Source organism: Lutimaribacter pacificus, from assembly GCF_900142185.1.
Lineage (GTDB): Bacteria > Pseudomonadota > Alphaproteobacteria > Rhodobacterales > Rhodobacteraceae > Lutimaribacter > Lutimaribacter pacificus.
The window spans coordinates 524,378-538,236 of sequence record NZ_FQZZ01000002.1 but is presented as its reverse complement, the minus strand read 5'-3'; the positions used below and the strand labels follow the sequence as shown (position 1 = coordinate 538,236).

The following is a 13,859-nucleotide window of genomic DNA, read 5'->3' as shown; positions in this document are numbered from 1 at the left end:
CCGCCTTTTACCGAGGGCGGGCCGAGAGTCAACAGCGAAACCCGGCTCCGGCCTGAAAAACCGGCGAAGGGGTCACAAGGCGGGCCGCCCCATCGACTTGTGCAGGTCTGCAACGGTGGCGTCGTCCAGCTGCAACGCCTGCGCCAGCGCCCGCAGATAGCTGCGTTCCGCCCCGGTATCCACCGCAATCGCCATCAGCGCGGCGGAATAGACCTGCGCGCGCATCGCGTCGCCGGTGTCCTGCGCCAGCGCGACGGGATCGACGGGTGCATCCAGCGCCGCCTCGACAAAGGCGATTTCCTCGTCGCTGGCATCGCTCAGGTGATCGAGGATCGTCTTGCGCTCGTCGGCGTCGATCTCGCCATCCGACTTGGCGGCCTGGATCATCGCGCGGATCATCAGGCGGGCGTTCTCCTCCGTGGTGGCGCCGATGGCGGTGCCCCTGGTCAGCGCCTCCATCATCTCGCCCATGCCCCTGGCGCCGACACCGGCCGCGCTGGTCATGGCGCCCATCAGGTTGCCCAGGCCCTGTTCGGTGGCGTCGGTGGCATCCGCCGCCTGCCCGCCGAAACGCGCGAACATGTCACGCATCTGCGCCTGGTCGACCGGCAGGCCCATCTTCTGCGCCATGCCGCCCATCTGGTCGGCCATACCGCCCGGGTCCCCGGCCTTGCGCATGGCGTCCTTCAGGCCCGCCATACCGCCCATTTCCCTTACCTTCTGCACACCGCGCGCGGCGGCGAACCCGACGGCCAGCGTGGCCAGCGTCTTGACGAAACTCATGACAATCCCTCCGGTTGTTTCGGCCAGATTAGCACAGTCTGTGCAACAGTCACCTGACAGTGAGGGGGCAGGAAGATGCACCCGTTGTAACCGCACCGGGCCTTCGCGGATTGCGCGGTAGAGAACAGTGTTGGTTTTTTTCAAGGCGTTTGAACGATGCACCCAGCCCGGAGCAGCCGCGAAGCGGCCCGGGCATCGCACGGCCGCCCCCCGGCCGGGCGATTGGCTGCCGCCAGTGCCATGCTTAGGGGGAGGATGTGGCCGCGCCATAAAGTGACCGCAACAGAGGTCGGATCGCCCGACCGCGGCCATGCGATGCCCTTCGGTTGCGAAATACTCAGGCGGTAAAAAATTTTGTCCGGCCAATATGCCAAACCTGCATGGCGCTGTCCCGCCAGACCCCGGAAAGATATGCGCGGAGGGCCTGTAAGCCGGATTCTGTCCAAGGGGTCGCCCCCTCTGGATGGCCATTCATCTAAGGGCACCGTTGCCGGTGCCCCTCCAGCTGCCTACCCGATCCCCTGGGCCAGGACTTGCCCTGCGGCGATATCGGTTGCCCGATCAGCCCGCGCGGGGACCCTATTCGGCATTGCTCCCGGTGGGGCTTGCCGTGCGGGGGCTGTTGCCAGCCCCCCGGTGGGCTCTTACCCCACCGTTTCACCTTTTCCCCGGACAGGCCGGGGTAGTTTCATTTCTGTGGCGCTTTCCGTCAGGTTTCCCTGCCCGGGCGTTACCCGGCACCGTCGTCTTGTGGAGTCCGGACTTTCCTCGTGGGTTTGCACCCCCGCGGCCATCCGGCCCTCCGCGCATTCGCGGACTTATGTGCTGGAAGCGTCCCGGTCAACGGGAAAGCGGGCGGCAAGGTCTTGCGCGGCGGCCAGGATGGCGGGTCCGTCGGACAGGCCGGGGAACCGGGCGCGAAACGCATCGAGCATCGCCAGCGGCGCCAGCCCGCCCGGCGGCACCGGGTAGCCGAATGTGCGCAGCGCGTCCGCAAAGGCGCGCATCCTGGACTCGGTCCAGAAATCGCGCGGTTTCGCCGCCAAACCGCGCGGTTTCGCATCCGGCCAGACCGACAGCCCCTGCCGCGCCAGCCGCTGCCAGTCGAAGCGCGGGCCGGGATCGCATTTGCGCTCAGGCGCCATGTCGGAATGCCCGATCACCCGCTCCGGCGGGATCGACCAGCGCGCCATCACACCGGCCAGCAGCGAGTCGAGCGCCTGCATCTGCGGTTCGGAAAACGGGTGGGTGCCCAGGTTGTCCAGCTCGATCCCGATCGAGCGGGAATTGACGTCCACGACACCGCCCCACTGCCCCGCGCCCGCGTGCCAGGCGCGCATCGCCTCGTCGACCATCTGCCAGACGGTGCCATCCGCGCCGATCAGGTAATGCGCCGACACCTCGGCCTGCGGGTCGCACAGCCGCTCAAGCGCGGCTTGCGCGCCGTCCATCGCGGTGTAATGCAGGACAATCAGATCGGGCCGGGCGCCATCGCGCCGCGGCCCGCAATTCGGCGAGGGATGCCAGATTGCGCCCGTCAGCGCGATCAGCCCCCGCGCACCTTGCGGAAAGGCGCGGGGTCCCAGTCGCAGGCGAACCCGTCGCCATCCGGGTCGATCCCCAGCCGGTCACGCTCGGGGCCGCCCCTGGCAAGGAATTCTTCCTGCGCGCGGTCGGGCGAGGCGTATTTGGCGCAGTTGCGCTGATATCGGGTCTGCCCCGACAGGCCTGTGCGGCGGTAAAGCGACGTTCCCCTGGGATTGGTGGTGCTCAGCGCGAAATCCACGATGTTGGGCGACGACGCGCCCACGCGCGAGGGCAGCGCCTCGGGCTGGATCACCTGGTATTGCGCGCGGTTCTGCGCGATGCGCTGCGCGTCGCTTTCGATCGTCCGCAGGTTCGACACGTTGTCGAAGTTGTTTTCCTGGCTGATCCCGGCGGCATTCACCGCCTCGGGCGGCGGGTTCGAGGGGCTTGCCTGAACCGGGGCCTCGCCGGAATTGAGCGCCGCCGCGGTATCCGCGGCCAGCCGTTCGGCATCGCTTTGCCCTGCAACCGAAACCGATTGGGCCTGCGGCAGGTTGCGGCCGGTGCCGGGCGCCTCGTCCGACACCGCCCCTGCCGGCGGGATCGCCGTGCCGGTCAGCATCGCCTCGCGTTCGGCCTGCTGGCGTTGATAGGTGCTGTAGTCGCCGAAACCGACGCCCTGACCGCTGTCGGGGACGGGCGGCGCGCAGGCCACCAGCCCCAGAAACGCCGCACAGCAAAGAAAGACACGCATGATCTGTATCCTGCCTGATTATGTTTTGGGGCGACTTACCACCATTTATCGGGTTTTGCCACAAAACCCGCCGCACGTTCCAGCGCATAGGCGGTGTTCAGCAGATCGCCCTCTTCCCACGGCCGCCCGATCAGTTGCAGCCCCAGCGGCAGCCCCTTGGCATCCAGCCCCGCAGGCACCGAGATGCCGGGCAGACCGGCAAGGTTCACCGTGACGGTGAACACGTCGTTCAGATACATCTGCACCGGATCGGCATCGTTCATCTCGCCCAGGCCGAAGGCGGCCGAGGGGGTGGCCGGCGTCAGGATCGCGTCGATCCCGTCGGCAAAGACCTGTTCGAAGTCGCGCTTGATCAGGGTGCGCACCTTGCGGGCGCGGTTGTAATAGGCGTCGTAGAACCCCGCCGACAGCACGTAGGTGCCCACCATCACGCGGCGCTGCACCTCGTGGCCGAAGCCCTCGGCGCGGGTTTTTTCGTACATCTCGGTGATGCCGTCGCCCTGCGCCAGCTTCGCCCGGTGGCCATAGCGCACCCCGTCATAGCGCGCGAGGTTCGACGATGCCTCGGCGGGCGCAATCACGTAATAGGCAGGCAGCGCGTATTTCGTGTGCGGCAGGCTGATATCGCGGATCTCGGCGCCCGCGTCGCGCAGCATCGCGGTGCCGTCGGCCCAGAGCTTTTCGATCTCTTCGGGCATACCATCCATGCGGTATTCCTTCGGGATGCCGATGACCTTGCCCCTGATATCGCCGGTCAGCATCGATTCGAAATCCGGCACCGGCAGGTCGGCGCTGGTGGAATCCTTCGGGTCATGCCCGCACATGGTTTCCAGCATGATCGCGGCGTCGCGCACGGTTTTCGTCATCGGCCCGGCCTGGTCGAGCGAGCTGGCAAAGGCCACGATGCCCCAGCGCGAACAGCGGCCATAGGTCGGCTTGATCCCCACGATGCCGGTAAAGGCCGCGGGCTGGCGGATCGAGCCGCCGGTATCGGTACCGGTCGCGGCAAGGCACAGATCGGCCGCCACCGCCGAGGCCGAGCCGCCGGACGAGCCGCCCGGCGTCAGCGCCGCGTCGTCGTTACCGCGCCGCCACGGATTGACGGCGTTGCCGTAGCACGAGGTTTCGTTGGACGAGCCCATGGCGAATTCGTCCATGTTCAGCTTGCCCAACATGACCGCCCCGGCATCCTGCAATTGCTGGCTGACGGTCGATTCGTACTCGGGCCTGAACCCTTCGAGGATGCGGCTGGCGGCCTGGCTGTCGACGCCTTTCGTGCAGAACAGATCCTTGATCCCGATGGGCAGGCCGCACATGGCGGGCGCGTCGCCCTGCGCCAGCCGTTCGTCGGCGGCCTTCGCACGCTCCAGCGCGATCTCGGGCGTCTTGTGCACGAACGCGCCCAGCGCGTCGGCGGCGTCGATGGCGCTCAGGCAGGCCTCGGTCAGTTCGACGCTGGTGGTTTCTTTTGCGCGCAAGCGATCGCGCGCTTCGGCCAGGGTCAGGCGGTTCAGGTCGGTCATGCGCTTACTCCACCACCTTGGGCACGGCAAAGAACCCTTCGCGGGCATCGGGTGCGTTCGACAGGATCCTGTCCTGCATCCCGCCATCGGTCACCACATCCTCGCGCCGCTTCAGGCGCTGGGGCGTGACGCTGGTCATCGGCTCCACGCCCGCGACATCCACCTCGTTCAGCTGCTCGATGAACCCGAGGATGGTGTTGAATTCCGAGGCCAGCGCCGGCAGCGCGTCCTCTTCCACCTTGATCCGGGCAAGCTTGGCCACCTTGGCCGCGGTTTCGAGGTCGATCGACATGAGTGATCTCCGTTTTTCAGTCCACACGCGTTTAGCGCCGCGCCGCCTGACCCGCAAGCATGTGGCGGCGATAAACCGCGATCATCCAGCCCAGCATGGTGGCATTCAGGATATGCCACATGAAATGCGTGCCGAATGGCACCACGCCGCATAACGGTTCATCGATCGTGCGAAAGATAAGCGAGGCGATCAGCAGCCCGGCACCGATGGCCAGCCCGCGCGCCACCCGGGGCAGGCGGTGACGCAAAAGCACGGCATAGATCGCGATCAGCAGCGGCACCGGCGCATAGCCCGCCGACGATCCGAGTCCGGGGATCATGCCGAAAAGCGGCGCGGTGGCGGCCGCATAGGGCAGAAACAGCGCCGTCAGCCCCAGCGCGGGCAAGGGGCGCAGGCCCCAATAGGCGCGGTTGGCGGCGTAGATATAGACCAGGATATAGATCAGGATCGGCAGCACGTCGGCCAGCGCGGCCCAGGCGGTCGCATGGGTGTGAAACAGCCACGACCCGACCCCGATCACCGCCAGCACGACGCACAGCGCCTGCGCCAGCGGCAGGCCCCGCACCCGTGGCCACATGATCGCGGCGGCGATGACGAAGGCCAGGTTGGTCAGCGCATTCACCGGCTCGGCCCAGTAATCCGGGCCCAGCCTTTCGCAATAGCTGTCGATCTGGCGTGTCCAGTCCATCCGCGCCCTCCATGCCCGTTGCAGATACCGTCCGGCGGCCGCGGTTCAATACCCCTTTTCAGTCACGCCCGCCATGTTACCTTGCCGGGCGAAGCAACGCGAACACCGAAAGGGAGAAAGATACATGCAGATCACATGGCTTGGGCACGGCTCGTTCCGGTTCGAAATCGAGGGGCAGGTTCTGCTGATCGACCCGTGGCTGACCGGCAACCCCGTCCTGCCCGAGGATCAGCACGACGCCGCCGTCGAAGGCGCGACGCATATCCTGCTGACCCATGCGCATTTCGACCATGTCGTCGATGCCCTGTCACTGGCGCGCAGGCTGAAGGTGCCGGTGGTCGGCCAGTACGACCTTATGAGTTACTGGGAAGAGCACGAGCATGTCCAGACCATCGGTTTCAACAAGGGCGGCACGATCGACCTGGGCGGACCGAAGGTGACGATGGTGCACGCGGTGCATTCGACCTCGATGGCGACCGACCAGGGGCCCAAGGTGGTGGGCACCGAATGCGGCTACATGATCGAGGGTGACGGGCACACGGTCTACCTGTCGGGGGACACCGACGTGATGGCCGACATGAAGGTATTCAACGACCTGCACAAACCCGATATCGGCATCCTGTCCGCCGGCGGGCATTTCACCATGAACATGAAGCGCGCGGCCTATGCGGCCAGGACCTTCTTCGATTTCAAGACGGTGATCCCCTGCCACTACAAGACCTTCCCGCTGCTGGAGCAGTCGGCCGACGCGATGAAAGAGGCGCTGCCGGGTGTCGACGTGATCGAGGCCGAGGTGATGAAGCCGATGCGCTTCTGAGGTGCCGGGCACGCCGTCCGCGGCGGCGTGCCCGCAAGGCCCGGTCAGGGCCGCAGATAGGCGTAACCGTCGTATTGCAGCTCCATCAGCCGCACCGCGCCCGAGGGCACCTCGGTCGCCTCGTCGAGCAGCGGCACATCCGTCTGCAGCTGCTGCGTCATCGCCTGCACGGTGTTCAGGCAGACCGAGAACTGGATATTGTCCATTTCAAGGGACATGGCCGAAATACGGTCCTTCACCGGCGACGTGTCCTGCCGCAGCATGTGCACACCGGGGCCGTAGGTGACGATCTCGATCACCACCTCCTGGCCCTGGCTCTCGTAATACTTGGCGATGTTGGCAGCGTTGTTGAGCGCCATGTTCATCGTCTTGACGTTGTCCTCGTCCACGTGGATCGCCACCTTGGCGGCCGGTTCGGCCCATGCCAGCGTGGCCGACAGGGTCAGCACGGCGGCGGCGGCGGTTGCCCGCTTGATGAATGACATTGCGTTTCCTCCTTTGTCGATCCGTCCACCAAACGGTGCTGCCCGGCCAAGGGCAAGCCCGTTCAGCGCCGGTCGGCGAAGAATTCGCGCAACAGACCCTCGGCCGCGTCGGCGGCGATCCCGTCATAGATTTCGGGCGCGTGGTGGCATTGCGGATGCGCGAACACCCGCGCGCCATGCGCCACGCCACCCGATTTCGGATCGGCCGCGCCGTAATACAGCCGCCGGATGCGGGCAAAGGAAATCGCCGCCGCGCACATCGGGCACGGCTCCAGCGTCACGTACAGGTCATGCCCGGTCAGCCGTTCCTGCCCCAGCGTTTCGCAGGCGGCGCGGATCGCCAGTATCTCGGCATGGGCGGTGGGATCGTGCAGTTCGCGCGTGCGGTTGCCGGCGCGGGCCACGACCGCGCCTACGGGCGACACCACAACGGCGCCGACCGGCACCTCGCCGCGACCGGCGGCGGCGCGCGCCTCGTCCAGGGCGGCCTGCATATGGCTGACGAACTCCATCCCCTGCACATGCCCCGCAAAGGGCGCTTTCGCAAGCCCGCGCTTTGCGGCATATACCGGCCATGACAGACGCACCCAAATCCGGCGAGCGTATCGCCAAGGTCATCGCCCGTGCCGGCCGCGCCAGCCGGCGCGAGGCCGAACGCCTGATCGAGGCCGGCCGCGTGACCGTGAACGGCAAGCAGATCGACAGCCCCGCGCTGAACGTCACCGCGAACGACGCGATCACCGTGGACGGCAAGCCGCTTGCCCCGCCCGAACCGCCGCGCCTGTGGCTGTATCACAAGCCCGCCGGGCTGGTGACGACCGCCCGCGACGAACAGGGGCGCGAGACGATTTTCGACGCGCTGCCCAAGGACATGCCGCGGGTGATGAGCGTCGGGCGGCTCGACCTGAATTCCGAGGGGTTGTTGCTGCTGACCAACGATGGCGAGGTCAAGCGCAAGCTCGAACTGCCCTCGACCGGCTGGCTACGGCGCTACCGCGTGCGGGTCAAGGGCCGGGTCGAGGACCGGATACTGGACCCGTTGCGCAAGGGCATCACCATCGAGGGCGAAGCGTTCCTGCCGATGGACGTGACGCTGGACCGCCAGCAGGGCGCGAATGCCTGGCTGACCGTGGGCCTGCGCGAAGGCCGCAACCGCGAGATCCGCCGCGCGATGGAGGCGGTCGGGCTGGGCGTGAACCGCCTGATTCGCATCTCTTACGGGCCGTTCCAGCTGGGCACGCTGGCGCGCGGCGCCGTCGAAGAGGTGCGCCGCAAGGTCCTGCGCGACCAGCTGGGGCTGAGCGCCGAAGACACCGCCGAGGCCCCGAAGGCCAAGACCGTCCGCCGCCCCCCGCGCGGCCCCGCGAAACAGCCGCAACGGCCTGCCCGCCCGGCCTCGCGCCGGGACAAACCCCGCCGCTGACGCGCGGGCGCCCATCTTCCCCCTAGCAAGCGCCGCCACTATCCCCTACCTTTTTCGCAAGTCGAAGCGCAGAAAGAGGGGCGTATGTCCGGGTCGGGGTTGCAGAAACTTTCGTATTTTCTGCTGGTCATCCTGTTTCTTTATGTCTCCGTTGCAGGGGGGGCGTAAGGTATGGCGCAACGGTTCGGCGGCAAACACAGCCCCGGCGGCGATCCCGCGGCCCCCGGCACCTATCGCGGCGCGGCACGGTCGCGCGCGGGGGCGCGGGTGAACCTGCTGTTCTTTCTGCCGCTTCTGCTGATCTGGCGGGCCTTTACCGCCGATCCGGTGCAGATGGCGCAATACCTGGTCGCGCTGGGACTGCTGATCCTGGCGGCCTGGCTGACCCGCGAGGGCGTGCTGGCGCAGGAAGCGTATGACAACCGCAAGGTCGCCCGCCGCCCTGCCGTGCCGCGCAAACTGCTGGGCTCGGTGCTGACCGGTGCGGGGCTGGGGCTGGCGGGATTCGCCGGCTTCGGCGTGCCGGAGGCCGGCATCTTTGCCGTTCTCGGCGCGGTGCTGCACGGGATGTCCTTCGGGCTGGACCCGATGTCCGACAAGGGCATGGAAGGCATCGACCAGTTCCAGACCGACCGCGTGGCGCGCGCGGTGGAAGAGGCCGAAAAGCACCTTGCCGCCATGACGGATGCCGTGAAACGCGCGGGCGACCGGGGTGTGGCCGACCGCGTGGCGCGGTTCCAGACCACGGTGCGCGACATGCTGCGCACGGTCGAAAACGACCCGCGCGACCTGACCGCGGCGCGCAAATACATGGGCGTCTACCTGATGGGCGCGCGCGACGCGACGGTGAAATTCTCCGACATCTATGCCCGCAGCCAGAGCGCGCAGGCGAAAACCGATTACCTGTCGCTGCTGACCGATCTGGAGCAGCAGTTCGACGCCAAGACCAAGAAGATGCTGCTGGACGACCACAGCGACCTGACAATCGAAATCGACGTGCTGCGCGACCGTTTGCAGCGCGAAGGCGTGCGGACCGAGTAAGCGCGCGCAACCTGGTAAGGGGGATAGAACCATGTCGACCGAAATTCAGAAGAAAGCGCAGGATGCACTGGCGATGGTGGAAGAGGTGAATGCCGTCATCCTGCCCGAACCGGGCGAGGCGGGCGCCATCGTTTCGCTGGACGACGCGGACGCGCCGGTGGGGGCGGAAATCCGCAAGCGCATGGACGAGATCGACATGGGCGACACCAATTCGATCGTGTCCTTCGGGTCGGCGGCGCAGGCCGAGTTGCAGGAAATCAGCCAGGCCATGCTGAGCGACGTGCGCAACAAGGACGTGGGCCCGGCGGGCGACAGCCTGCGCGGCATCGTCACCACGATCCGCGGCTTCTCGGTCAGCGAGCTGGACGTGCGGCGCGAACGCAGCTGGTGGGAAAAGCTGCTGGGCCGCGCCGCGCCCTTTGCCAAGTTCACCGCGCGTTTCGAAAAGGTGCAGGGCCAGATCGACCGGATCACCGACGACCTGCTGAAACACGAACATACGCTGCTGAAGGACATCAAGTCGCTGGACATGCTGTATGAAAAGACGCTGGCCTTCTATGACGAGCTGGCGCTTTACATCGCGGCGGGCGAGGCCAAGCTGAAGGAACTGGACGGCACCGACATCCCCGCGAAAGAGGCCGAAGTCGCCGCCGCGCCGGAAAATGACCAGGTGATGAAGGCGCAGGAGCTGCGCGACCTGCGCGCCGCGCGCGACGACCTGGAACGCCGGGTGCACGACCTGAAACTGACCCGGCAGGTGACGATGCAATCGCTGCCCTCGATCCGGCTGGTGCAGGAAAACGACAAGAGCCTGGTGACCAAGATCAACTCGACCCTGGTGAACACCGTGCCGCTGTGGGAAACCCAGCTTGCGCAGGCGGTGACGATCCAGCGGTCGGCCGAGGCGGCCTCGGCCGTGCGCGATGCCAACGACCTGACCAACGAGCTGCTGACCGCCAATGCCAGGAATCTGCGCGACAGCAACAGGATGATCCGCGAGGAAATGGAACGCGGCGTTTTCGATATCGAGGCGGTGAAGCAGGCCAATGCCGACCTGATCGGCACCATCGAGGAATCGCTGCAGATCGCCGACGAGGGCAAGGCACGCCGCGCGAAGGCCGAAGAGGAGCTGAAGAAGATGGAGGCCGAGCTGCGCGATACGCTGGCCTCGGCCAAGGCGCGGCGCGACGGTGTGGGCGACACTGCCGGCACCGCGGTGCCCGGGGCATAACCCGCCCGTGCGGCGGCGCCGTCTTTCCACGCTGATGCTGGCCGGGGCCGTCGCTCTTGCCGGCTGTGACGGCATGGCGCCGCGCAACTCGGTCCGGCCCGAGCCGCGCCCCGACCAGCCGCGCACCGCCCCGGCCGAGCCGCGCAACATGCCGTCCGAGGCCAGCGCCACGCTGGCGACCTATTACGCCCGCGTGCAGGCCGACCTGCTGGCGCAGGGCCTGTTGCGCACCGACGGCGGCGGGCCGGACACGCCCTATGACGCCGAAATGCTGATCCGCAACTTCGAAAAGCTGGCCTTTTTCGACGAGTACGAGCGCGGCCAGGGCCTGAGATCGGCGCGGGGCACGCCCGGGCAGTTGCGGCGCTGGACCAGCCCGGTGCGCGTGACCGTGGAATTCGGCGCATCGGTGTCGCAGGCGCAGCGCGCCACCGACCGGCTGGTGATCGACCGCTATGTCGCGCGGCTGGCGCGCATCACCGGGCATCCGATCTCGACCGGGGCGAACGGGAACTTTCACATCATGGTGCTGAGCGAGGACGACCGCGCCGCAGCCCTGCCCCGCATCCAGGCACTGGTGCCCAATATCAATCCCAACTCGCTGGATATCATCCGCACCATCCCGCGCTCGATCCATTGCCTGGTGATCGCGTTCTCCGACACAAGGAACGATCATGTCTATCGCAAGGCCATCGCGGTCGTGCGGGCCGAGCACCCCGATCTTCTGCGCCGCTCCTGCATCCACGAAGAGGTGGCGCAGGGGCTGGGGCTGGCCAATGACAGCCCGCTGGCGCGGCCGTCGATCTTCAACGACGACGACGAATTCGCCCTGCTGACCACGCATGACGAAATGCTGCTGAAAATGCTTTATGATCCCCGCCTGAAACCCGGCATGACCCCGGACGAGGCGCGCCCGATCTATTCCGCGCGTGCGCGCGAACTGGCCGGAGGGCCATCGTAATCCTCTCCCGCCTTGGTGCGGGTGGCATGAAAGGACAAAATCATGGGTATTCTCGATTTCCTGACCGGCGAATTCATCGACGTCATCCACTGGACAGAGGACAGCCGCGACACGATGGTCTGGCGCTTCGAACGCGAGGGGCACGAGATCAAGTACGGTGCCAAGCTGACCGTGCGCGAGGGGCAGGCGGCGGTTTTCGTGCATGAGGGCCAGCTGGCGGATGTGTTCACCCCCGGCCTTTACATGCTGGAAACCAACAACATGCCGATCCTGACCACGCTCCAGCACTGGGATCACGGGTTCAGGTCGCCCTTCAAGTCGGAGATCTATTTCGTCAACACCACCCGGTTCACCGACCTGAAATGGGGCACCAAGAACCCGATCATGTGCCGCGACCCTGAATTCGGCCCCGTGCGCCTGCGCGCTTTCGGCACCTATGCGGTCAAGGTGACGGACCCCGCGAAATTCCTGATCGAGATCGTGGGCACCGATGGCGAATTCACGATGGACGAGATCAGTTACCAGATCCGCAACATCATCGTGCAGGAATTTTCCCGCACCATCGCCGGGTCGGGTATCCCGGTTCTGGACATGGCCGCCAACACCCGCGAACTGGGCAAGCTGGTGGCCGGCGAAATCTCGCAGAAGGTGGCGGAATACGGGCTGACGATCCCCGAATTCTATATCGAGAATATCAGCCTGCCACCGGCGGTGGAGCAGGCGCTGGACAAGCGCACCAGCATGGGGCTGGTGGGCGACCTGGGCAAGTTCACGCAATATTCCGCGGCCGAGGCGATGGCCCGCGGCGGCGAGGCCGGGGCCGGCATGGGCGCGGGGCTTGGCATGGGGATGGGCATGGCGATGGCCAACCAGATGGCGCAACAGGGCCCGTGGGGCGCCACGCAGCCCGCCGCGGCACCCGCAGCACCGCCGCCGCCGCCGGTCGAACATGTCTGGCACATTGCCGAGGGCGGGCAGACCAAGGGGCCGTTTTCCAAGGCCGATATGGGCAAGATGGCCGGTTCGGGCGAGCTGACCCGCGACAGCTTTGTCTGGACGCCGGGGCAGGACGGCTGGATGCGCGCCGAGGACGTGCAGGAACTGGCGCAACTGTTCACCATCCTGCCACCGCCGCCCCCGCCCGGGGCGTGACCTCGGCGCCGCACCCCGCCCGACACAAAGACCCCATGAGGCCATGAGCGAAACCGCCGCCGCCCTTGTCGAGGAACACCGCTTTCCCTGCGATCAATGCGGGGCGGATTTCCGTTTCGATCCGCAAGCCGGGCAACTGGTCTGCGATCATTGCGGCAACACCGCACCCGTCGCCGATCACGGGCCGTGGCAGGGCGGCATACGCGAGCTGGATTTCGAACGCGCGATCCACGATCAGCTCCCCGCGCAGGAGATCGAGGAAACCCGCGTCACCACCTGCCCCAACTGCGCCGCGCAGGTCGAATTCACCGGCGCGACCCATGCCACCGAATGCCCGTTCTGCGCCACGCCCGTGGTGGCCGATACCGGCACGCATCGCCATATCAAGCCGCGCGGCGTGCTGCCCTTTGCCCTGGATGAAGGGGCCGCGCGCAAGGCGATGACCGACTGGCTGGGCCGGCTGTGGTTCGCGCCGAACGGGTTGCAGAAATACGCCCGCAAGGGGCGGCGCATGGACGGCATCTATGTCCCCTACTGGACGTTCGACGCCCAGACCCGCAGCCGGTATCGCGGCGAACGCGGCACGATCTATTACGAAACCCGCCACGTCACCGTGAACGGCAAACGGCAGGCGCAGCGCGTGATGAAGATCCGCTGGCGGCCCGCATCGGGACGGGTGCAGCGGTTCTTTGACGATGTGCTGGTGCTGGCCTCGCGCTCGTTGCCCAAGCGGTTCACCGACGCGCTGGAACCGTGGGACCTGGCCGCGCTGGAACCTTATCAGCCGGAATACCTGGCCGGGTTCCGGGCCGAGGGATATACTGTGGATGTCGAGGAAGGCTATGGCGAGGCACGCCAGATCATGCACCGCGTGATCGAGCGTGACGTGCGTTTCGACATCGGTGGCGACCGCCAGCGCATCCACGACATCGACACCGATGTCAGCGACGTGACCTTCAAGCACGTGCTGCTGCCGGTCTGGCTGGCCGCCTACAAGTATCGCGGAAAGACATACCGTTTCGTCGTCAACGGCCGCACCGGCCGGGTGCAGGGCGAACGCCCGTGGTCGGCCTGGAAGATCGCGATTGCCGTGATACTGGGCCTGATCGTGGCGGCGGGCGTGGGCTATGTCGTGGCGCTGAACCAGGGGCAGCTCTGATGCGCATGACCCGCGTGACACCG

15 protein-coding genes and 1 other RNA gene are annotated in these 13,859 nt (G+C 66.6%); 7 read left to right on the top strand and 9 right to left on the bottom strand.

The features are described from left to right. Positions 1 to 72: 72 nt before the first annotated feature. From F3H87_RS08675 to F3H87_RS08645, 7 genes are all read right to left on the bottom strand, one after another. Positions 73 to 783 carry a DUF533 domain-containing protein gene (locus tag F3H87_RS08675; protein WP_149788181.1) on the bottom strand — a complete coding sequence of 237 codons (711 nt, stop codon included), beginning with the start codon at positions 781 to 783 and terminating at the stop codon, positions 73 to 75. A 411-nt stretch (positions 784 to 1,194) separates the two neighbouring features. Further along, an RNA gene (rnpB, locus tag F3H87_RS08670) (RNase P RNA component class A) lies at positions 1,195 to 1,589 on the bottom strand. A gap of 12 nt (positions 1,590 to 1,601) precedes the next feature. Beyond that, positions 1,602 to 2,234 (bottom strand): N-acetylmuramoyl-L-alanine amidase, encoded by a 633-nt coding sequence (locus F3H87_RS08665; protein WP_262974977.1) that lies wholly within the window; start codon positions 2,232 to 2,234, stop codon positions 1,602 to 1,604. A 95-nt stretch (positions 2,235 to 2,329) separates the two neighbouring features. Further along, complete coding sequence (locus tag F3H87_RS08660; protein ID WP_149788179.1) at positions 2,330 to 3,064, bottom strand: hypothetical protein; 735 nt, start codon at positions 3,062 to 3,064, stop codon at positions 2,330 to 2,332. Between the two features lie 35 nt (positions 3,065 to 3,099). After that, entirely contained in the window at positions 3,100 to 4,587 is a 1,488-nt protein-coding gene (gene gatA / locus F3H87_RS08655) for an Asp-tRNA(Asn)/Glu-tRNA(Gln) amidotransferase subunit GatA (protein WP_149788178.1), read from the bottom strand. Positions 4,588 to 4,591: 4 nt separating this feature from the next. Next, a complete protein-coding gene (gene gatC, locus F3H87_RS08650; RefSeq protein ID WP_149788177.1) occupies positions 4,592 to 4,879 on the bottom strand; it encodes an Asp-tRNA(Asn)/Glu-tRNA(Gln) amidotransferase subunit GatC in 288 nt (95 codons plus the stop codon). Between the two features lie 31 nt (positions 4,880 to 4,910). Continuing rightward, on the bottom strand, positions 4,911 to 5,567 hold the full coding sequence (locus F3H87_RS08645) for a ceramidase domain-containing protein (RefSeq protein ID WP_149788176.1): 657 nt from the start codon (positions 5,565 to 5,567) through the stop codon (positions 4,911 to 4,913). A 124-nt stretch (positions 5,568 to 5,691) separates the two neighbouring features. Between F3H87_RS08645 and F3H87_RS08640 the strand changes: the two genes are divergently transcribed. Next, on the top strand, positions 5,692 to 6,384 hold the full coding sequence (locus tag F3H87_RS08640) for a metal-dependent hydrolase (RefSeq protein ID WP_149788175.1): 693 nt from the start codon (positions 5,692 to 5,694) through the stop codon (positions 6,382 to 6,384). Between the two features lie 44 nt (positions 6,385 to 6,428). On the opposite strand, the gene F3H87_RS08635 is transcribed toward F3H87_RS08640, so the two are convergent. Together F3H87_RS08635 and F3H87_RS08630 are read right to left on the bottom strand one after the other, a co-directional pair. After that, a complete protein-coding gene (locus F3H87_RS08635; RefSeq protein ID WP_149788174.1) occupies positions 6,429 to 6,869 on the bottom strand; it encodes a DsrE family protein in 441 nt (146 codons plus the stop codon). Positions 6,870 to 6,931: 62 nt separating this feature from the next. Beyond that, positions 6,932 to 7,381, bottom strand: a complete 450-nt coding sequence (locus F3H87_RS08630) for a nucleoside deaminase (RefSeq protein WP_149788237.1) — start codon at positions 7,379 to 7,381, stop codon at positions 6,932 to 6,934. 62 nt (positions 7,382 to 7,443) lie between these two features. Between F3H87_RS08630 and F3H87_RS08625 the strand changes: the two genes are divergently transcribed. From F3H87_RS08625 to F3H87_RS08600, 6 genes are all read left to right on the top strand, one after another. Then, the gene (locus F3H87_RS08625; protein WP_149788173.1) at positions 7,444 to 8,292 is read left to right on the top strand and encodes a pseudouridine synthase; all 849 of its coding nucleotides are present in this window, start codon (positions 7,444 to 7,446) and stop codon (positions 8,290 to 8,292) included. Positions 8,293 to 8,463: 171 nt separating this feature from the next. Beyond that, positions 8,464 to 9,333, top strand: a complete 870-nt coding sequence (locus tag F3H87_RS08620; RefSeq protein WP_149788172.1) for a 5-bromo-4-chloroindolyl phosphate hydrolysis family protein — start codon at positions 8,464 to 8,466, stop codon at positions 9,331 to 9,333. 31 nt (positions 9,334 to 9,364) lie between these two features. Further along, positions 9,365 to 10,564, top strand: a complete 1,200-nt coding sequence (locus F3H87_RS08615; RefSeq protein WP_149788171.1) for a toxic anion resistance protein — start codon at positions 9,365 to 9,367, stop codon at positions 10,562 to 10,564. Positions 10,565 to 10,598: 34 nt separating this feature from the next. Further along, positions 10,599 to 11,525, top strand: a complete 927-nt coding sequence (locus F3H87_RS08610) for a DUF2927 domain-containing protein (RefSeq protein WP_188129201.1) — start codon at positions 10,599 to 10,601, stop codon at positions 11,523 to 11,525. A 42-nt stretch (positions 11,526 to 11,567) separates the two neighbouring features. Beyond that, positions 11,568 to 12,677 carry an SPFH domain-containing protein gene (locus F3H87_RS08605; RefSeq protein ID WP_149788170.1) on the top strand — a complete coding sequence of 370 codons (1,110 nt, stop codon included), beginning with the start codon at positions 11,568 to 11,570 and terminating at the stop codon, positions 12,675 to 12,677. Positions 12,678 to 12,720: 43 nt separating this feature from the next. Beyond that, complete coding sequence (locus F3H87_RS08600; RefSeq protein WP_149788169.1) at positions 12,721 to 13,836, top strand: TFIIB-type zinc finger domain-containing protein; 1,116 nt, start codon at positions 12,721 to 12,723, stop codon at positions 13,834 to 13,836. The last annotated feature ends 23 nt before the right edge of the window (positions 13,837 to 13,859 follow it).

What these genes read in the sequence shown, in the direction of transcription:
- F3H87_RS08610 (WP_188129201.1), top strand. Translation starts at nt 10,599, where the DNA reads ATGCTGGCCGGGGCCGTCGCTCTTGCCGGCTGTGACGGCATGGCGCCG.
- F3H87_RS08615 (WP_149788171.1), top strand. Translation starts at nt 9,365, where the DNA reads ATGTCGACCGAAATTCAGAAGAAAGCGCAGGATGCACTGGCGATGGTG.
- F3H87_RS08675 (WP_149788181.1), bottom strand. Translation starts at nt 783, where the DNA reads ATGAGTTTCGTCAAGACGCTGGCCACGCTGGCCGTCGGGTTCGCCGCC.
- F3H87_RS08630 (WP_149788237.1), bottom strand. Translation starts at nt 7,381, where the DNA reads ATGGAGTTCGTCAGCCATATGCAGGCCGCCCTGGACGAGGCGCGCGCC.
- F3H87_RS08600 (WP_149788169.1), top strand. Translation starts at nt 12,721, where the DNA reads ATGAGCGAAACCGCCGCCGCCCTTGTCGAGGAACACCGCTTTCCCTGC.
- F3H87_RS08635 (WP_149788174.1), bottom strand. Translation starts at nt 6,869, where the DNA reads ATGTCATTCATCAAGCGGGCAACCGCCGCCGCCGCCGTGCTGACCCTG.
- F3H87_RS08625 (WP_149788173.1), top strand. Translation starts at nt 7,444, where the DNA reads ATGACAGACGCACCCAAATCCGGCGAGCGTATCGCCAAGGTCATCGCC.
- F3H87_RS08645 (WP_149788176.1), bottom strand. Translation starts at nt 5,567, where the DNA reads ATGGACTGGACACGCCAGATCGACAGCTATTGCGAAAGGCTGGGCCCG.
- gatA (WP_149788178.1), bottom strand. Translation starts at nt 4,587, where the DNA reads ATGACCGACCTGAACCGCCTGACCCTGGCCGAAGCGCGCGATCGCTTG.
- F3H87_RS08665 (WP_262974977.1), bottom strand. Translation starts at nt 2,234, where the DNA reads ATGGACGGCGCGCAAGCCGCGCTTGAGCGGCTGTGCGACCCGCAGGCC.
- F3H87_RS08605 (WP_149788170.1), top strand. Translation starts at nt 11,568, where the DNA reads ATGGGTATTCTCGATTTCCTGACCGGCGAATTCATCGACGTCATCCAC.
- gatC (WP_149788177.1), bottom strand. Translation starts at nt 4,879, where the DNA reads ATGTCGATCGACCTCGAAACCGCGGCCAAGGTGGCCAAGCTTGCCCGG.
- F3H87_RS08660 (WP_149788179.1), bottom strand. Translation starts at nt 3,064, where the DNA reads ATGCGTGTCTTTCTTTGCTGTGCGGCGTTTCTGGGGCTGGTGGCCTGC.
- F3H87_RS08620 (WP_149788172.1), top strand. Translation starts at nt 8,464, where the DNA reads ATGGCGCAACGGTTCGGCGGCAAACACAGCCCCGGCGGCGATCCCGCG.
- F3H87_RS08640 (WP_149788175.1), top strand. Translation starts at nt 5,692, where the DNA reads ATGCAGATCACATGGCTTGGGCACGGCTCGTTCCGGTTCGAAATCGAG.